19 protein-coding genes are annotated in these 17,300 nt (G+C 70.3%); 8 read left to right on the plus strand and 11 right to left on the minus strand.

The features are described from left to right. Positions 1-17 precede the first annotated feature (17 nt). Together greA and M3190_RS07095 are read right to left on the minus strand one after the other, a co-directional pair. Positions 18-497: a transcription elongation factor GreA gene (gene greA, locus M3190_RS07090; RefSeq protein ID WP_251580137.1), complete on the minus strand. Its 480-nt coding sequence runs from the start codon at positions 495-497 to the stop codon at positions 18-20. Positions 498-569: 72 nt separating this feature from the next. Then, on the minus strand, positions 570-974 hold the full coding sequence (locus tag M3190_RS07095) for a DUF4307 domain-containing protein (RefSeq protein WP_251580140.1): 405 nt from the start codon (positions 972-974) through the stop codon (positions 570-572). 60 nt (positions 975-1,034) lie between these two features. Here M3190_RS07095 and M3190_RS07100 point away from each other — a divergent pair, with 60 nt between their 5' ends. After that, positions 1,035-1,322 carry a hypothetical protein gene (locus tag M3190_RS07100; RefSeq protein ID WP_251580142.1) on the plus strand — a complete coding sequence of 96 codons (288 nt, stop codon included), beginning with the start codon at positions 1,035-1,037 and terminating at the stop codon, positions 1,320-1,322. Here the strand turns inward: M3190_RS07100 and trhA are convergent. Beyond that, a complete protein-coding gene (gene trhA, locus M3190_RS07105; protein ID WP_251580424.1) occupies positions 1,294-1,998 on the minus strand; it encodes a PAQR family membrane homeostasis protein TrhA in 705 nt (234 codons plus the stop codon). The two genes, M3190_RS07100 and trhA, sit on opposite strands and share 29 nt — an antisense overlap. A 118-nt stretch (positions 1,999-2,116) precedes the next feature. On the opposite strand from trhA, the gene M3190_RS07110 reads away from it, so the two are divergent. From M3190_RS07110 to M3190_RS07120, 3 genes are all read left to right on the plus strand, one after another. Beyond that, positions 2,117-2,902, plus strand: a complete 786-nt coding sequence (locus M3190_RS07110) for an isoprenyl transferase (RefSeq protein WP_251580144.1) — start codon at positions 2,117-2,119, stop codon at positions 2,900-2,902. A 33-nt stretch (positions 2,903-2,935) separates the two neighbouring features. Beyond that, positions 2,936-4,084 carry an aminotransferase class V-fold PLP-dependent enzyme gene (locus M3190_RS07115; RefSeq protein WP_251580146.1) on the plus strand — a complete coding sequence of 383 codons (1,149 nt, stop codon included), beginning with the start codon at positions 2,936-2,938 and terminating at the stop codon, positions 4,082-4,084. 178 nt (positions 4,085-4,262) lie between these two features. Further along, complete coding sequence (locus M3190_RS07120) at positions 4,263-5,618, plus strand: PhoH family protein (protein WP_439958012.1); 1,356 nt, start codon at positions 4,263-4,265, stop codon at positions 5,616-5,618. 61 nt (positions 5,619-5,679) lie between these two features. On the opposite strand, the gene M3190_RS07125 is transcribed toward M3190_RS07120, so the two are convergent. Genes M3190_RS07125 through xseA form a run of 7 tightly spaced genes read right to left on the minus strand, consistent with a single transcriptional unit; the run spans position 5,680 to position 11,552 of the window. Beyond that, complete coding sequence (locus tag M3190_RS07125) at positions 5,680-6,336, minus strand: response regulator transcription factor (protein ID WP_251580148.1); 657 nt, start codon at positions 6,334-6,336, stop codon at positions 5,680-5,682. Then, the gene (locus M3190_RS07130; protein ID WP_251580150.1) at positions 6,333-7,313 is read right to left on the minus strand and encodes a sensor histidine kinase; all 981 of its coding nucleotides are present in this window, start codon (positions 7,311-7,313) and stop codon (positions 6,333-6,335) included. Before M3190_RS07130 ends, M3190_RS07125 begins: the two co-directional genes overlap by 4 nt. Before the next feature lie 10 nt (positions 7,314-7,323). Continuing rightward, entirely contained in the window at positions 7,324-8,721 is a 1,398-nt protein-coding gene (locus M3190_RS07135) for a class II fumarate hydratase (RefSeq protein WP_251580152.1), read from the minus strand. A gap of 48 nt (positions 8,722-8,769) precedes the next feature. Then, the gene (locus M3190_RS07140) at positions 8,770-9,369 is read right to left on the minus strand and encodes a carbonic anhydrase (protein WP_251580426.1); all 600 of its coding nucleotides are present in this window, start codon (positions 9,367-9,369) and stop codon (positions 8,770-8,772) included. A 32-nt stretch (positions 9,370-9,401) separates the two neighbouring features. Further along, positions 9,402-10,025 (minus strand): DUF4245 family protein, encoded by a 624-nt coding sequence (locus M3190_RS07145; protein ID WP_251580154.1) that lies wholly within the window; start codon positions 10,023-10,025, stop codon positions 9,402-9,404. Then, positions 10,025-10,246: an exodeoxyribonuclease VII small subunit gene (locus M3190_RS07150; protein ID WP_251580156.1), complete on the minus strand. Its 222-nt coding sequence runs from the start codon at positions 10,244-10,246 to the stop codon at positions 10,025-10,027. The genes M3190_RS07145 and M3190_RS07150 overlap by 1 nt, the downstream gene beginning before the upstream one ends. A 10-nt stretch (positions 10,247-10,256) precedes the next feature. Further along, positions 10,257-11,552, minus strand: coding sequence for an exodeoxyribonuclease VII large subunit (xseA, locus tag M3190_RS07155; RefSeq protein WP_251580163.1), 1,296 nt, complete (start codon positions 11,550-11,552; stop codon positions 10,257-10,259). Between the two features lie 85 nt (positions 11,553-11,637). Between xseA and M3190_RS07160 the strand changes: the two genes are divergently transcribed. From M3190_RS07160 to M3190_RS15375, 3 genes are all read left to right on the plus strand, one after another. Further along, positions 11,638-12,672 (plus strand): 4-hydroxy-3-methylbut-2-enyl diphosphate reductase, encoded by a 1,035-nt coding sequence (locus tag M3190_RS07160; protein WP_251580427.1) that lies wholly within the window; start codon positions 11,638-11,640, stop codon positions 12,670-12,672. Continuing rightward, positions 12,669-13,193 (plus strand): DUF6264 family protein, encoded by a 525-nt coding sequence (locus tag M3190_RS07165; protein WP_251580165.1) that lies wholly within the window; start codon positions 12,669-12,671, stop codon positions 13,191-13,193. The genes M3190_RS07160 and M3190_RS07165 overlap by 4 nt, the downstream gene beginning before the upstream one ends. Before the next feature lie 63 nt (positions 13,194-13,256). Next, positions 13,257-14,993, plus strand: a complete 1,737-nt coding sequence (locus M3190_RS15375; protein WP_308222243.1) for a peptidoglycan DD-metalloendopeptidase family protein — start codon at positions 13,257-13,259, stop codon at positions 14,991-14,993. Between the two features lie 62 nt (positions 14,994-15,055). Here the strand turns inward: M3190_RS15375 and fbaA are convergent, their stop codons facing one another. Further along, positions 15,056-16,087, minus strand: a complete 1,032-nt coding sequence (fbaA, locus tag M3190_RS07175) for a class II fructose-bisphosphate aldolase (RefSeq protein WP_251580167.1) — start codon at positions 16,085-16,087, stop codon at positions 15,056-15,058. A gap of 189 nt (positions 16,088-16,276) precedes the next feature. Here fbaA and glpX point away from each other — a divergent pair, with 189 nt between their 5' ends. Beyond that, a complete protein-coding gene (gene glpX, locus M3190_RS07180; protein WP_251580175.1) occupies positions 16,277-17,266 on the plus strand; it encodes a class II fructose-bisphosphatase in 990 nt (329 codons plus the stop codon). Positions 17,267-17,300 lie beyond the last annotated feature (34 nt).

Raw genomic sequence — 17,300 nt, forward strand, 5'->3', positions numbered from 1 at the left:
TCACCGACCCGTGAGGCTCACTGACCGGAGTAGGTCTCGACCTTGACGATCTCGACGGCGATCTCGCGACCGTTCGGAGCGGTGTAGCTCGTCTTCTCGCCCTCGCGCAGACCCATGATGGCCTCGCCGAGGGGGGAGGCCTCGCTGTAGACGTCGAGCTCGCTGTTCGCACCGATCTCGCGGTTGCCCAGGAGGAACACCTCTTCGCCGCCGGCGACGACCGCGGTGACGACGGTGCCGGACTGCACGGTGCCGTCGGACTCCGGCGCGACGCCGACCTTGGCGTCCTTCAGGAGCTGCTGCAGGGTGCGGATGCGGGCCTCCTGCTTGCCCTGCTCGTCCTTGGCCGCGTGGTAGCCGCCGTTCTCCTTGAGGTCTCCCTCTTCGCGGGCGGCCTCGATGCGCTTGGCGATCTCCTCACGGCCGGTCGTCGAGAGCTCTTCGAGCTCGGCGGCGAGGCGGTCGTAGGCCTCCTGGGTCAGGAACGTCTCGGACACGTGATCTCCCGGTGCGGTCGATGGGTAAGCCAAACGCCCCGGCAAGTCCACCGGGGCGCGAGAACCTTCAGCTTAGATGATCCAGCAGGAGCGGACAAAACCCGTCGTCGCAGGCGCCGTCGTGGGGATCTGCGCGGTGACGATGCGGGAATGGTCGTCGGATGCCGGCACCTCGACGATCTTCCACCCCACGATCCCGTGCTCAGCGTCCTGCGCTTCGAGCGAGCAGGCCACCCGTGTCCCCGGGTTCACCGTCACCTGCACGCGCACCTCGACGGTGTGCTCGTCGGGGAGGGTGAAGCCCGTCGTGTCGGCGTCGACCGAGTTGAGCGCGTTCGACACCGTGGTCCACCCCAGCAGTCCCGTGGCGGCGACCGCCACGGCACCGATCGCGACCCACGTCCAGCGGCGCGACGCCGCGGATCGCGTCCGGCCGTACCGATCCGCGAGCTTGCGGTCGACGTCGGTCAGGGTCATGCGGCATCCGTTCTAGGCTGGAATCCCAGGCTATTCGCTCTGGCTGAGGAATGAGGTCACATGCCGGATCTGCGATGGCTCGCCGTCTCGCCGAGCCCCACCCCGACGACGCCGCCCCCCGAGGCCGTCACCCCCGGGGTCGCCGGCTTCATCGCGATCGCGGTCGTGGCGATCGTCATCGTGCTCCTCGCGATTGACATGCTGCGCCGCATCCGTCGCGCACAGTACCGCTCGGACGTCAACGAGATGCTCGACGCGGAGGAGGCGGCTGCGCGCGGTGAGCGCGCGGAGGATGAGGGCGGGGACGCCCCTGACGGGCTCAGCCCGGGAGGCCCAGCGAAGGGCTGAGCGGATCGATCGAGATCAGCAGGCACGCACTCCAGTGGCACAGGAAGGCGAGCACCGTGCAGACGTGGAAGATCTCGTGGAATCCGAAATGCCCCGGCCAGGGGTTGGGGCGCTTCAACGCGTAGACGATCGCGCCGCCGGTGTACAGCAGTCCGCCGACGATGACGAGCACCATCATCGCGACGCTGGCCCGCAGCAGGTCGCCGAGGTACATGACGGCGGCCCAGCCGAGCAGCAGGTAGAGCGCCACGTAGAGCCACCGCGGCGCGTGGATCCAGAAGACGCGGAACAGGATGCCGAGGAGGGCACCCGACCAGACCAGGATCAGCAGCAGCGTGCCCTGGCCGGGCGCGAGGGCGAGTGTCGCGATGGGGGTGTACGTGCCCGCGATGAGCAGCAGGATGTTCGCGTGGTCGATGCGCTTGAGGACGACCTTGGTGCGGGGGCTCCAGTCGAACCGGTGGTACAGCGCGGAATTGCCGAACAGCAGCAGCGACGTGGCCATGAAGACCGCGGCCGCCCATTTCCCGGGGGTCCCCTGGGCCAGCACGATCAACACCACGCCGGCGGCGATCGCCACGGGGAACGTCCCGGCGTGGATCCAGCCGCGCCAGGTCGGCCGGACCTCGACCTGACTGCCGACCGCGCCGGCCTCGAGAAGCGGGAGCTGAGGCATCTCGGGGCCGTCGTGGGAGTCGTGTCGGGTCACGCTGTGAGCCTACGCGGGCTGTCATGCGTGACGCTGAATACGCGCCCGGCTCACCGCCGGCGTCCTGCCGGAGTAGCGTAGCGGTGTGACCCGCGCCTCCTCGACTCAAGGACGGGGGCTGCTGTACCGCCTGTACAGCTCCCGGCTGCGGCGCGAGATCGAGGCCGGCACCGTGCCTCATCACGTCGCGATGATGATCGACGGCAACCGCAGGTGGGCGCGGCAGCTCGGGTACACCACGGTGTCCCACGGGCACCGTGCCGGCGCGGCGAAGATGCACGAGTTCCTGCGGTGGTGCGACGAGCTGGGCATCCAGGTCGTCTCGCTCTACCTGCTCTCCACCGACAACCTCGTGAAGCGGGACTCGCAGGAGTTGACCGATCTGATCGAGATCATCGCCGACCTCGCCGACACCCTCTCGCAGGAGCCGGGGTGGCGGGTCAAGCACGTCGGTCGGGCCGAGATCCTGCCGCCCGAGCTCGCCGCGAGCCTGCGGACGGCCGAGGAGCGCACCCGCGAGAACACGGGCCTGCATGTCAACCTCGCCGTCGGGTACGGCGGGCGTGGCGAGATCGTCGACGCGGTCCGCAGCATCATCTCGAAGCATCAGGGCAAGGGCGGCTCGCTGGAGGAGCTCGCCGAGAGCCTCACGCCCGAGCAGATCGGCGAACACCTCTACACCGGCGGACAGCCCGATCCCGATCTCGTCATCCGCACGTCGGGCGAGCAGCGACTGAGCGACTTCCTGCTCTGGCAGTCCGCGCACAGCGAGTTCTACTTCGTCGAAGCCCTCGGGCCGGACCTCCGCGAGGTCGACTTCCTCCGCGCGATCCGCGACTTCGGTGACCGGGACCGGCGCTTCGGCGGCTGAGGTCCTCGCCCGGGTCCATGGGACAATCCATCGGTGAGTGATCTGGAGTCGTATCTGGCCGGTTTCGACGTGGACACCGGCTACCTCAACTGGGCATCGTTCGGTCCGCTGTCGGTCGCTGTCCGGGAGGAGGCGCGGGCGGACGAGGAGCTCTCGGCCACCGGGAGGCCCTCGGGGATCGAGCTCGTCGCCGGCCACGTCGACGAGGCACGCGCGCTGGTGGCGGGCGCGCTGGACGCGGCGGTCGACGACGTCACCCTGGTGCCGTCGACGACGGATGCCCTGTTTCACGCGCTGTTCGGCCTGGCGGGGACGGTCCTCCTGTCGCCGCATGAGTATCCGTCGATCCCCGTCGCCGCGCGCCGGGCGGCCGATGCCCGCGGCCAGCTGACGGTCCGGGAACTCGACGCCGGGATCACCCGCCTGACGCCCGAGGTCGTGCAGGACACGCTCACCGACGATGTGACCGCGGTGGCCGTGAGTCTCGTGGACTACCGGACGGGGTACCTCGTGGATCTGCCCGCCCTGCGGGAGGTCGTGGGCGATCGCCTGCTCATCGTCGACGCGATCCAGGGATTCGGCGTCGTCGACGTCGATTGGGCGGCAGCCGATGTCGTCGCCGGTCACGGCTACAAGTGGCTGCGCGCGGGCCGGGGCACCGGCTTCGCCCGGTTCTCCCCGCGCGCCCGTGAGCGCATCGCGCCCGTGCTCGCCGGAGTCGCGGGGACCGAGGCCGAGCTCGGCGACCTCGACGTGGGGCCGCCGAAGGCCGGCGCAGCCGCCTATGCCGTCTCGCGACCGGATCCGCAGGCGGCGGGCCGGCTGCGTGCGGCCCTGCGGGAGATGACGGATGCCGGCATCCCCTCGATCGCCGCCCTCGTCGCCGAGAACGCGCGTCGCGTCATGGCCATCGCGGACGCCCACGGCATCCCGGTCCTGACCGATCGTGACCGGCATGCGGGGATCGTCACGCTGGCACCGGACACCGGGCGAGCAGGGCTCATCGCCGCCGAGCTGACGAACGCGGGGGTGACGGCGACGGTGCGCGGCGGGGTGATCCGGATCTCACCGCACGCGGGAACCCCGGACGCCGCGTTCGAGCTCCTGGACGCCGCATTCGCCGCCGCCCGCGTCGGTCCGATCCTCTCGACGCCGACGCCGGCGCCCCTCCTGCCCGGCTGACACGGAGAGTTCACGCATCCGACACATCCGGCGGCGTGTCGTGGCGCCGCGGTGTCGCCGGCGACGCCTACGTTCATCCCAACGGGCAAAGCGCCTGTTCGAGTCGGCCTCTCACGACTCGTGACCCCAGGTCGACTCGTGACTGCCGGGTGGGTTCCACCCGGGGCGGGAGTGGGTTGTGGCCACACGAGCACCTGAGACGCAGCAGCACCAGCACGAGTCCGCGGGAGCGACTCCGGACCAGGATCTCCGCACGTACGTGCTGGACACCTCGGTCCTGTTGAGCGATCCGCGCGCACTGTTCCGCTTCGCCGAGCACTCGGTCGTGCTGCCGGTCGTCGTCGTCACGGAACTCGAGCGGAAACGGCACGATCCGGAGATCGGCTACTTCGCCCGCCAGGCCCTGCGTCACCTCGACGAGCTGCGGGTGGAGCACGGACGACTCGACTTCCCCGTGCCCGTCGGCGCCGACGGCACGCTGCGTGTCGAACTCACCAACACCGACCCGACCGTCCTCCCGGCCGGCATGCGGCTGGGGGACAACGACACCCGCATCCTGTCGGTCGCGATGCACCTGAGCCAGGAGGGCCAGTCCGTCACGGTCGTGTCCAAGGATCTTCCGATGCGTGTGAAGGCCGCCTCGCTGGGCCTGCACGCCGAGGAGTACCTGGCTGAGCAGGCCGTGGACTCGGGCTGGACCGGCATCGCGTCGATCGACCTTTCCGGCGACGAGGTCAGCGACCTCTACGACAGCGAGGTCGGCGTGAGCGAGGACGTGCGCGGCCTGCCGGTGAACACGGGCCTCGTGATCCACTCCGAGCGCGGCTCGGCCCTCGGGAGGGTCACCGGCGACGGCTCGTACCGTCTCGTCCGCGGGGACCGGGACGTCTTCGGACTCCACGGTCGCTCCGCCGAGCAGCGCATCGCCATCGACCTCCTGCTCGACCCGGAGGTCGGCATCGTCTCACTGGGCGGGCGGGCCGGCACCGGGAAGTCGGCGCTCGCCCTCTGCGCGGGCCTCGAGTCCGTGCTCGAGAAGCAGCAGCAGAAGAAGATCATCGTCTTCCGCCCGCTGTTCGCCGTCGGTGGTCAGGAGCTCGGCTACCTGCCGGGCGACCAGCAGGAGAAGATGAACCCCTGGGGGCAGGCGGTGTTCGACACGCTCGGGTCCGTCGTCACCGGCAACGTCCTCGAGGAGGTCGTCGCACGGGGGATGCTGGAGGTCATGCCGCTGACGCACATCCGTGGTCGTTCCCTCCATGACGCGTTCGTGATCGTGGACGAAGCCCAGTCGCTCGAGCGGAACGTCCTGCTGACCGTCCTCAGCCGCATCGGTCAGAACTCGCGCGTCGTGCTCACCCACGACGTCGGTCAGCGCGACAATCTCCGCGTCGGCCGTCACGACGGGATCGCCTCGGTCATCGAGACGCTCAAGGGACACGACCTGTTCGGACACGTGACCCTCGTGCGCTCCGAGCGGTCCGCGATCGCCGCGCTCGTGACCGACCTCCTGGAGGCGGGCGAGCTGAGCTGATCCGGCAGTGGAAGGACGACGCCCCCGACCGAGCGGTCGGGGGCGTCGCCGCGTCAGGGACTCACTCCCAGCGGTAGCCCTCGCCACGGACCGTCACGATACGGTCGGAGCCGAGCTTCGCGCGGAGGTAGCGCACATAGACGTCGACGACGTTGGAACCCGGATCGAAGTCGAGACCCCAGACCCGGCTGAGCAGCGCCTCACGGGTGAGCACGTCGCCGGAGTGGCGGAGGAACTGCTCGGCGAGGGCGAACTCCCGCGAGGAGAGCTCCACGTCGCGGCCGTCGACGGTGGCGCGGCGAGCCAGGATGTCGAGCGTGACTCCGCCGCGGGTGAGCGAGGTCGGTGCGCTCGCGGCGCTGTCACGCAGGCGCGAGCGCACGCGCGCCATCAGCTCGGCGACCGCGAACGGTTTGGGGACGTAATCGCTCGCTCCGGCATCCAGCCCTTCGATCGTGTCGCTCGTTCCGCTGCGTGCCGTCAGCATGATGACGGGGGTCGTGTGGCCGGCCCCGCGCAGTTCGCGGAGCACGTCGAAGCCGTCCATCGTCGGCAGGCCGACGTCGAGCACGATGAGGTCGATGTCACCCGCGAGCGCGATCTCGAGCGCGTCCGGGCCGTCGTCGGCGCCGACGGCCTCGTAGCCCTCGGCGTGCACGGCGCGCGAGACGAGCGAGACGATGTGCGGTTCGTCGTCGACGATGAGGATGCGGGTCATTCAGTGGCCTCTCGCTGCAGGAGGACGTCGCCGGCACGGATGGGGGACGGCAGCGCCCCCCGGGTGCCGATCGGGATCTCCAGGGTGAACGTAGCACCGCCGCCGGGGGTGTCCGCGACGGCGCAGTGGCCGCCGTGGGCCTTCGCGATGGCGTCGACGATCGCGAGTCCCAGGCCGGACCCGCCGATGCGGCGCTTGCCCGCGCCGCGGTCGAAGCGGCGGAAAATGCGGTGCCGCACCGCCGGGGGGATGCCGGGGCCGTGATCACGGACCCAGAGCTGCGCACCGCCGGCGTGGACCGCGCTGCCGATCTCGATCGCCGTTCCGGCGGGCGTGTACTTGGTCGCGTTGTCCGCGAGTTGCAGCCATGCCTGCAGCAGGCGGTCGCCATCCGCGCGGATGACGCCGTCGGCGCTCTGCTCCACTCGCCAGGTGTGGTCGCCGATGACGCCGACCATCTCGAAGACGCGCTGCGTGAGGGCGGCGAGATCGACGTCGCCGCGGGAGAGCTGCCCGCCCTCGACCGCGGCCAGCACGTCGATGTCGCCGATGAGGCGCGTCATGCGGTCCAGCTCGGCGATCCCGAGGGAGCGGATCGACTCGACGTCGTCGGGGTCGGCGGCATCCATCATCTCGAGGTGACCGCGGACGATCGTGATGGGGGTCTTCAACTCGTGGCGCACGTCGTCGAGAAGGCGGCGCTGCGTCTCGAACGCTCCCTCGACGGTGTCGCCGGCCGGCAGCGAGGCGACGCTGCGGCGCTCGAGGATCGCCCACCCCACGACACCGACGCCGGCGAGCGCGGGGACGGCGGCCGCGGCCCAGACGAGCGCGGTCCAGCCGGCCGTCTCGGGCGCGGTCAGCACGGCGACGGCGAACGCCGCCGCACCCACGCCGACGAGGCCCGCCGCAGCGACCGCGAGAAGGATCCCGAGGCCCGGCGTGCCCCGTCGCGGTGGTGCGGCGGCGCTGTTCACGCTCCGATTATCAACCCGGGTGGGTCATCGAGAGGAGGTCGAGCTTCTCATCGAGCTGCTGCTCGGTGAGTTCGCCCCGCTCGACGTACCCGAGGTCGATCACAGCGTCGCGCACCGTGATCCCCTTGGCGACCGAGTGCTTGGCGATCTTGGCGGCCGCCTCGTACCCGATGAGCTTGTTCAGAGGGGTGACGATCGAGGGCGACATGCCGGCGTAGGCGGCCGCACGCTCCTCGTCGGCTTCGAGGCCGGCGACGGTCTTGTCGGCAAGGACCCGCATCGCGTTGGACAGCAGCCGGATCGACTCGAGGAGTGCCGTGCCCATGACGGGGATCGCGACGTTGAGCTCGAAGGAACCGGATGCCCCGGCCCACGCGACCGTCGCGTCGTTGCCGATCACCCGCGCGGCGACCATGAGAGTCGCCTCCGGGACGACCGGGTTGACCTTGCCGGGCATGATCGACGACCCCGGCTGCAGGTCGGGGATGTGCAGTTCGCCGAGACCCGTGTTCGGCCCCGAGCCCATCCACCGGATGTCGTTGTTGATCTTCGTGAGCGATACCGCGATCGTGCGCAGCGCACCCGACGTCTCGACGAGGCCGTCGCGGTTCGCCTGCGCCTCGAAGTGGTCCTTCGCCTCGGTGATGGGCAGCTCGGTCTCGGCCGCAAGGAGCGCGATGACCTTCTGCGGGAACCCGAGGGGGGTGTTGATGCCGGTGCCGACGGCCGTCCCGCCGAGGGGCACCTCGCCGACGCGGGGGAGCACCGACTGCACGCGCTCGATGCCCAGACGCATCTGACGCGCGTAACCGCCGAACTCCTGGCCGAGGGTCACCGGGGTGGCGTCCATGAGGTGGGTGCGGCCGCTCTTGACGACGCTCTTCCAGGTATCGGCCTTCTCCTCCAGCGCCACCGCGAGGTGGTCGAGCGCCGGGATGAGGTCGTCGATCAGCGCCTGCGTGACGGCGATGTGGACGGAGGTGGGGAACACGTCGTTCGAGGACTGCGATGCGTTCACGTGGTCGTTGGGATGCACCGGCGACCCCAGCCTGCGGGTCGCGAGGGTCGCGAGGACCTCGTTCATGTTCATGTTCGAGGACGTGCCCGAGCCGGTCTGATAGGTGTCGACCGGGAAGTGCTCGTCGTACGCCCCGGTCACGACCTCGTCGGCGGCCCAGGCGATCGCGTCCGCGATCGCGCCGTCGAGCGTCCCGAGCTCCTTGTTGGCGAGGGCGGCTGCCTTCTTGATGCGCGCCAGCGCCGCGATCTGGGTCGACTCGAGGCCGGAGCCCGAGATCGGGAAGTTCTCGACGGCGCGCTGGGTCTGTGCGGCGTAGAGGGCGTCCTTCGGTACGCGCACCTCGCCCATCGTGTCGTGCTCGATGCGGTACTCGGTCGGCTCAGTCATGGTCGTTCACGTCCTCGTTTCAGGTGACTGTCGTGGGGGAAGGGGTGCTCAGGCGACGTCGCCGACGACCACGTCGGGGACGGCCGTGCCGTCGGCGAGGCGGTAATTCGCGCCGACGATCGCGACGCGACCCTCGGCGACCGCCTCGCTGATGAGCTCGGACGCGCGGAGGATGCCCGCGACGGTGTCGCGGAGATGCTCGCGACCGACTTCCTCGGCATCCACCGTCTCGGCGGTCGTCCCGTCCTTCGCCTTCAGGACGCGACGTACGGCCGGGACGATCGGTGCGACCTGGCGCCAGATGTTCGCGGGGAGAGCGGGCGCGTCGACACCGGTCGAGTCGATGGCCGCGCGGACGGCACCGCATTCGTCATGGCCGAGCACGACGATGAGCGGGACGTTGAGCACCGCGACGGCGTACTCGAGGCTGCCGATGACCGAGTCGGAGACGACCTGGCCGGCGTTGCGGATCACGAACAGGTCGCCGAGGCCCTCGTCGAAGATGATCTCCGCGGCCAGTCGCGAGTCCGAGCACCCGAAGAGGGCGGCACTCGGGCGCTGCGCGTGCGCGAGCTCGTGACGGCGTTCCGCGTCCTGGCGAGGATGCCGCGGCTCACCGGCGACGAATCTCCGGTTCCCTTCCAACATCGCCGTCCAGACGTCTGCGGGGGTCGTCGTGCTCAACGGAGCTCCTCTCTCAGAGTGCGGATCTGGTCGCCCAGGCTCTCGGCGACGGTCTCGGCGGCGCCGCGGTCGGTCGATGCGGCCAGGCCGATGACGACGGTGTCGGTGCCTGCCGTGGTGGCCAGGGCGTAGTCGATGGTGTCGACCGCGCTGGGGAGGTCGTAGACGTCCCACTCGATGCCGTCGATCGTCGTCGTCGCGGTGGGGGCGTAGCCGCCGAGCTGCCGGGCGACCCAGCCCTCGGGGGGAGCGAAGGCCTGCGTCACCTCGACGTACCCGGTGGCGGGGGCGTACACGATGCGCCATTCGCCGCCCTCGACCTCCGCCGAGTTCACTCGCCAGGCGTCCGGGGCGCCGGGCACGACCACACCGTGGCCCGCCGTGCGCTCGGCTGCGGCGGCGGCCGCCGGGACGTCGGCCTCCGGGGTCTCGGCAGGGGTCCCGCGGGGGACACCCAGGTAGACCACGGCCATGATCCCGACGCAGACGATGAGGGCCGCGATCAGGTTCCGGAAGGTCTTGCTGGACCGGTAGCGCTCGGATGCCGCGGCCTTGCGTGCGGCGGTCTCCTCCGGGGTCTCGGGCCTGCCGAGCTCCGCGACGATGCGGGGCCGGGCCATCAGGAGGCGGTCCCGCCGTCGGGGCGCGCCTCGTCGAGGCGCCGCTTGGCGCCGAGCAGCCATTCCTCGCACCGGGCCGCGAGCGCCTCGCCGCGGGTCCACAGGGCGAGGGACTCCTCGAGGGTCGGCGAGCCCTGCTCGAGCTGGGCGACCACGTGCACGAGTTCGTCGCGGGCCTGCTCGAAGGAGAGGGTCGACACATCCCCCGCGTCGGTCGTCATGGCTCCCATCCTAGATCGCGGCCGGCGGGCCGTCCGCCGCGGACTCCGCCACCTCGCCGGTCGAGCGCGCGGCGAACGAGCCGCGTCCGACCGTGACGACGACGTCCGTGCCGCGGGGTGCCTGCTCGGCGTCGCGGACGATCGCGCCCCCGGGGAGATGGGCGATCGCGTAGCCGCGGTCGAGAGTCGCGCCGGGGGAGAGGGCGCGCAGCGACGCGCGCAGCTCTGCCGTCGTGCGGGCCGCGGCATCCCATCGTCGTCTCATGACGTCACGAGCACGGGAGGACAGCGCGACGACCTCCTGGACGCGGCCGGTCAGCATCGACTCGGGGTCGCGCAGCACCGGACGCGAGCGCAGCTGGGCCAGCGCAGCGATGTCATGCGAGACGCGTTGCGTGAGCCGCGAGCGGGCGCGGCTGCGCAGCTGCTGCACCAGGGCGCGCTGCTCGGACACGTCGGGGACGACCCGCTTGGCGGCATCCGTCGGCGTCGAGGCCCGCAGATCGGCCACCTCGTCGAGGAGCGGGTGATCGTTCTCGTGACCGATCGCCGAGACGATCGGAGTGGATGCCGCGGCCACCGCCCGCACGAGGCGCTCGTCGCTGAACCCCAGCAGCGACTGCGGGTCGCCGCCGCCGCGGGCGATGATGATCACGTCGACCTCGGGATCCGCGTCGAGGGTCCGCAGAGCGGCGAGCGTCTCCGGGACGCAGCGGTCGCCCTGAACGGCCGCGTAGACGGTGCGGAAGGCGACGTGGGGCCAGCGGAGCTCGGCGTTGCGGTGGACGTCCTTCTCGGCGTCGCTGCGCTCACCCGTGATGAGCCCGATCACGTGGGGGAGGAAGGGAAGGGGCTTCTTGCGGGCCGGGTCGAACAGGCCCTCGGCACGCAGCGCAGTGCGCAGCCGCTCCAGGCGCTCGAGCTGGTCGCCGAGGCCCGTATGACGCATCGCCGAGACTGTGAAGCTGAAATCGCCCGTCTTGGTGAAGTAGTCCGCTTTCACGCACGCGATCACCCGGTCGCCGACCTTGAGGTCGTCCGGGGTGCGCTGCAGGGTGGACGACCACATCCGGAAGGAGAGCATTCCGTCACCGCCGGCATCCTTCAAGCGCCCGAACACGTGACCGCCGCGGAGGTTCCACGCCGTGATCTCGCCCTCGACCCAGACAGAGCCCCACTTCTGCACGAAGTCGCGGATCGTCTCGTTCAGGCGGGAGACCGACGTCGGCGCGTCAGGCGAAGAGTCCCGCGGGTGCACCGCGTCCGGGGGAGCTGCGGCGCCCGGCTCGGTCTGGAAAGTCGTCACGGACACCCATCTTGCTGCACACGTCCCCCACACAGTCGGGGGTTCGTACAATCGAGGGGTGACTTCTCCCGCCGTTTCGCTGCCGATGCCCCGTATCCCGGGAGCCCGCGGGCGGCTCGTCGACCTCCCCGTCCAGGGCTCCAAGCGTGTCCTGCTCGCTGCGCCCCGCGGCTACTGCGCCGGCGTCGACCGTGCCGTCATCGCCGTCGAGAAGGCGCTGGAGCGCTACGGCGCTCCGGTGTACGTGCGCAAGCAGATCGTGCACAACATCCACGTCGTCACGGAGCTGGAGTCCCAGGGCGCCATCTTCGTCGATGAGGTCGACGAGGTCCCCGAGGGCGCCCACGTCGTCTTCAGTGCGCACGGCGTCTCTCCGGCGGTGGTCAACGCCGCCGCCGACCGCGGACTGCAGGCCATCGACGCCACATGCCCGCTCGTCACCAAGGTGCACCGCGAGGCCGTGCGTTTCGCCCGCGACGATTTCGAGATCCTCCTCATCGGGCACGACGGTCACGAGGAGGTCGAGGGCACGGCCGGTGAGGCCCCCGATCACGTCACCGTCGTCAACTCGCCCGACGAGGCGGACACGGTCGTCGTGAAGGATCCCGACAAGGTCGTCTGGCTCTCGCAGACGACGCTCTCCGTCGACGAGACGATGGACACCGTGCGCCGCCTGCGTGAGCGGTTCCCGAACCTGCAGGACCCGCCCTCGGACGACATCTGCTACGCGACGCAGAACCGTCAGGTCGCGATCAAGAAGGTCGCGAAGGATGCCGACCTCGTCATCGTGGTGGGATCCGCCAACTCCTCCAACAGCGTCCGACTCGTCGAGGTCGCCCTCGAGTACGGCGCGAAGGCGGCGTACCGCGTCGACTACGCCCACGAGATCAAGCAGGAGTGGCTCGACGGCGTCGAGACGGTCGGCGTCACCTCCGGTGCGTCGGTGCCCGAGGTGCTCGTGTCGGAGGTGCTCGAAGACCTGGCCGGTGCGGGTTACCGCGACGTCGCCGAGGTGAAGACGGCTGAGGAGGACCTCATGTTCTCGCTCCCGAAGGAACTGCGCCAGGACCTGTCCGGTCGCCGGGACGACCGTGCTCTCGGGGGACGGAACCGCTCGTGAGCGACGACCCCCGGCCGCGACCGCAGTACGGGGAGTACGCGACGCCCGAGCAGCAGCGCGCGGCGATCCATCACCCGGAGCCGTCACCCGCGGCATCCGTCGATCCGCCTCACCCGCCCACCGCTCCCGCGACGACCGTGGCCGCCCGGCCCACCCGGATGGCCGACCGCATCATCACGGTCGCCCTGCTGGCCTACGGGTTGGTCACCGTCGTCGGCGCGATCCCGCAGCTGGTGGACTTCCGCTCCTTCGCCGACACGTGGATGGAGGTCGCCGGCGTGGACGGCGAGTTCACGAACACGGCGCAGGGCGCACTGTGGGGCGGCATCGGCGCGGCCGTCTTCGCCGTCGGCTGGCTGGTCACCGCCGCCTGGGCGTGGTGGTCGTTGGCGCGCGGACGGGTCAGCTGGTGGATCCCGCTCGTGGGTGCGATCGCGACCTTCGTGATCGTGAGCGTCTGCCTCGTGATCCCGATCTTCGGAGATCCCGGGCTCGTCCGCGGCCTCGCCATCGGCTCGTAGCACCTGGTACTTTTACGGCTGCTGCGGGTGTTCCCTCGCGTGCATCATCTCGGGAGGGGAATCGTGACCGGCACACTCCGGAGGATCGCCTCCGCCACCGTCGCTCTGACGGCCATCGTCGGCCTGCTGCTCGCGGGGGGCCCCGCCACGGCCGCCACCTCACCGACACCGTCGGCCACGACGGCGAATCCTGCGACCGCGCCTGCGCTGACCGCAGGGACCGTGCGTGTCACCGGGACCGCGGCCGTGGGCGCGAAGCTCACCGCCTCCGTCGCCGGTTTCGGCCCCGCTCCGGTGTCGGTCGCCTACCAGTGGCTGCGCGGGGGGACGGCCCTCGCCGGTGCCACGGCGGCGTCGTACACGCCGGTCGCCGCCGACGGCGGTGCGACCCTCTCGGTCCGCGTCACGGTCACCAAGACGGGATATGCGCCGCTCGTCCGCACGAGTGCGGGTGTCGTCGTCGGGCGGGTCATGTCCCCGCCGTCCTCCGTCACGATCACGGGCACGGGTACGGTCGGGGCGACTCTCACGGCGGTCCCGGGCACGTGGGTCCCTGCGGGGGTCAGCCTGACGTATCAGTGGTTGCGCGGCGGAGCCCCGATCACCGGAGCGACGGCGCGGACGTACCGCCTGGTCGCGGCCGACGCCGGGACCAGCGTCTCGGTGAGGATCGCGGGCACGAAAGCCGGATACACGACCGCCGTCCGCACCTCCTCCGGCGTCGGCGTGCTCGCCACCTTCACGGCGACGCCCACACCGACCATCAGCGGGACGGCAGCGGCAGGCAAGGTCCTGACGGTGAACCCAGGAGCGTGGCGGCCGACCCCGGACCAGGTGCGTGTCCAGTGGCGGGTGGACGGGACAGCTGTCGACGGCGCGACCGGGACGAGCTGGGAGGTGCCGACCTGGGCGGCGGGACGATCGATCAGCGTCGCGGTGACCGGCGTCAAGAAGAGTTACCGGAGCGTGGCGACGACGTCAGCGGGCAAGAGGGTGGCCTGGTCGCTCGGATCGGTGATGACTCCCGGCACGACCCTGCGCCCCGGGGTGCAGCTGGCCTCACCCGACGGCCGGTATACGTTCGGGCTGCGTGGTGACGGCAACGTCGCGCTCACGCGCGACTACACGCTCCTCCGCACCGCTCGGACGACCGGGACGCTCGACGCCAGCCTGCTCTTCTCCGGCGATGGCGAGCTCCTCCTGCTCGATGAGCGCGGCGTCTCGGTGTGGTCGTCGCAGACGGCCGGACTCGAGGTGCGAGCCGCGACGCTCGGCAACGACGGCATCCTGCGGCTGCTGGACGCTGAAGGTGACAGTGTGTGGACGAGCGCTGCGATGTCGGCTGATCCCGGTGCCACCGCCGCGGGGCCGTCGGTGCCGGGGCGGTACGGATGGGCGTACCCGTTGCGGCCGAATGGCAGATTCACGACGTACTCGGGCCACAGCGGTGACGACATCGCCGCCCCGACCGGGACTCCCGTCTATGCGATGCGCGGCGGGACCGTCTCGGTCCGAGAGGTGTGGATCAGGACCGGGTGCCCGTCGTGGGCTCCCAACAACACCAAGCAGAAAGAGGTCGTCGTGACCTCGACGGTGGACGGGATGCGACTGGAGCAGGTGTACGCCCACCTCAGCGCGTTCTCGGTGAAGACCGGGCAGGTCGTCGCGGCGGGCCAGCGCGTCGGCTCGGTCGGCTCCACGGGGTGCTCCACCGGGCCCCACCTCCACACCGCCTTCACGGTCGACGGAGTCCGGTACGCCCTCTACCCGCGCGATGTCCTCGGCACCGCGTCCTACTGACTCCTCACACGACGAAGCCCCGGTCCGCGCGGACCGGGGCTTCGTCGTATGGAGCCGTAGGCTCAGACGCCGAGCGACTTGCCGGCGGAACCGAGCTGCTGCGTCGCGGCGACGACGCGCTCGGCCATCGCGGATTCGGCGACCTTGCCCCAGGCGCGCGGGTCGTACTGCTTCTTGTTGCCGACCTCGCCGTCGAGCTTCAGCACACCCTCGTAGTTCGAGAGCATGTAGCCGGCCACCGAACGGGTGAAGGCGTACTGGGTGTCGGTGTCGATGTTCATCTTGACCACGCCGTTGCTGACCGCGAGCGCGATCTCCTCGTCCGTGGAGCCGCTGCCCCCGTGGAACACGAGGTCCAGGGGCTTCGGGCCGGTGCCGAAGCGAGCCGCGATGCCCTCCTGGATCTCGCCGAGGAGCTCGGGACGCAGCTTGACGCCGCCCGGCTTGTACACACCGTGGACGTTGCCGAAGGTCAGGGCGGAGATGTAACGACCGTTCTCGCCGAGACCCAGCGCCTCGACGGCCTTGGTGACGTCGGCGACGGTCGTGTACAGCGCGTCGTTCGACCCCTCGTGCGCGACGCCGTCCTCCTCGCCGCCGACCACGCCGACCTCGATCTCGAGGATGGCGCTGATGTTCTTCATCCGGGGGAGGAGCTCCTGGGCGATCTCGATGTTCTCGTCGAGGGGCACGGCGGAACCGTCCCACATGTGCGACTGGAAGATCGGGTTGCGGCCGGCCTTGACCTCGGCCTCGGACGCTTCGATGAGGGGGAGGACGAAGCCGGGAAGCGCGTCCTTCGGGCAGTGGTCGGTGTGGAGCGCGACCGTGATCGGGTAGTTCTTCGCGACCTCGGTGACGTATTTCGCGAAGGCGAGGGCGCCGGTGGCGCGGCCCTTGACGGTGTGGCCCGCGAAGTAGTCCGCGCCGCCTGTGGTGACCTGGAGGATGCCGTCGGATCCGGCCTCGGTCAGGCCCTGGAGGACCGCGTTGATGGTCTGCGAACTCGACACGTTGATCGCGGGGTAGGCGAAGCCGCCTGCCTTCGCGCGATCCAGCATGTCGGCGTACTGGTCAGGGGTGGCGACGGGCATGTGAGCTCCTCGGGAAGGGGTGTGGATTCAGCCCAACTCTATCGAAGCCGTCGCGTCGGCCTTGCGGGTACACGAGCTCGAGCTCGACGCGCGAACAGACTCTTCGCGCACGGAAAGATTCGGCATTCCTTCCGACTGGGTGCGGCGGAATCCGCGGGTGTCCGCATCGAGCGGATCTAGGCTGAGCCCATGGTGAGTCTGACTGCCGACATGAGTCCGCTGCATCCCGATCGCAACCTCGCTCTGGAGCTCGTCCGTGCGACGGAAGCGGCGGCGATCCGTTCCGTCCCCTTCATCGGGCGCGGCAAGAAGGAACTCGCCGACGGGGCGGCCGTCGACGCGATGCGGGCGTTCCTCACCACGGTCAACTTCGACGGCGTGATCGTGATCGGCGAGGGCGAGAAGGACAACGCCCCCATGCTCTTCAACGGCGAGCGCGTGGGAACCGGACGCGGACCTCAGTGCGACATCGCCGTCGATCCGATCGACGGCACGACCCTCACCGCCGAAGGCCGCAACAACGCGCTCTCCGTCATCGCCGTCGCGGACCGAGGCGCCATGCTTGACGCCTCATCGGTCTTCTACATGGACAAGATCGTGACCGGCCCGGCGGGTGTCGGTGTCGTCGACATCCGGTTGCCGATCGCAGAGAACATCCGCCGCCTGGCGAAGGCGCTCGACAAGCCCGTCGACGAACTCGTCGTCTCGGTCCTCAACCGACCGCGTCACGCGAAGCTCATCGAGGAGATCCGCGATGCGGGCGCCGGGACCCGCCTGATGAGCGACGGCGACGTCGCCGGCGGCATCAACGCTGCCCGCCACAACGCCCGCACCGACATGTGCGTGGGTGTCGGCGGCAGCCCCGAGGGCATCGTCACCGCGTGTGCGATCAAGGCGCTCGGTGGTCACATCCAGGGCCGGCTGTGGCCCCGCGACGACGACGAGAAGCAGCGGGGGATCGACGCGGGGCTCTCCCTCGACGACCACGTCTACGAGGCGGATGATCTGGTGCGGGGCAACAACACGCTCTTCGTCGCGACAGGTGTCACCAATGGTGAACTCGTCGCCGGTGTGCGTCGCGTCGGGGATTTCGTCTACACCGAGAGCGTCGTCCTGCGCGGTGCATTGGGGACCCTCCGGCGGATCTCCTCGGAGCACCTGACCTCCAAGTGGCTCTGACCGGATCGCACGCAGCGGGCCTTACCGGACACGC

It is taken from the genome of Microbacterium oleivorans (assembly GCF_023715745.1).
In the GTDB taxonomy this organism is placed as follows: domain Bacteria; phylum Actinomycetota; class Actinomycetes; order Actinomycetales; family Microbacteriaceae; genus Microbacterium; species Microbacterium oleivorans_D.

Bases quoted from the DNA above. Each gene is read 5' to 3' on its own strand.
- M3190_RS07095 (WP_251580140.1), bottom strand. From the start codon at position 974: ATGACCCTGACCGACGTCGACCGCAAGCTCGCGGATCGGTACGGCCGG.
- M3190_RS07100 (WP_251580142.1), top strand. From the start codon at position 1,035: ATGCCGGATCTGCGATGGCTCGCCGTCTCGCCGAGCCCCACCCCGACG.
- trhA (WP_251580424.1), bottom strand. From the start codon at position 1,998: ATGCCTCAGCTCCCGCTTCTCGAGGCCGGCGCGGTCGGCAGTCAGGTC.
- M3190_RS07125 (WP_251580148.1), bottom strand. From the start codon at position 6,336: ATGACCCGCATCCTCATCGTCGACGACGAACCGCACATCGTCTCGCTC.
- M3190_RS07135 (WP_251580152.1), bottom strand. From the start codon at position 8,721: ATGACTGAGCCGACCGAGTACCGCATCGAGCACGACACGATGGGCGAG.
- M3190_RS07140 (WP_251580426.1), bottom strand. From the start codon at position 9,369: ATGTTGGAAGGGAACCGGAGATTCGTCGCCGGTGAGCCGCGGCATCCT.
- M3190_RS07145 (WP_251580154.1), bottom strand. From the start codon at position 10,025: ATGGCCCGGCCCCGCATCGTCGCGGAGCTCGGCAGGCCCGAGACCCCG.
- M3190_RS07150 (WP_251580156.1), bottom strand. From the start codon at position 10,246: ATGACGACCGACGCGGGGGATGTGTCGACCCTCTCCTTCGAGCAGGCC.
- M3190_RS07160 (WP_251580427.1), top strand. From the start codon at position 11,638: ATGCCCCGTATCCCGGGAGCCCGCGGGCGGCTCGTCGACCTCCCCGTC.
- fbaA (WP_251580167.1), bottom strand. From the start codon at position 16,087: ATGCCCGTCGCCACCCCTGACCAGTACGCCGACATGCTGGATCGCGCG.
- glpX (WP_251580175.1), top strand. From the start codon at position 16,277: ATGGTGAGTCTGACTGCCGACATGAGTCCGCTGCATCCCGATCGCAAC.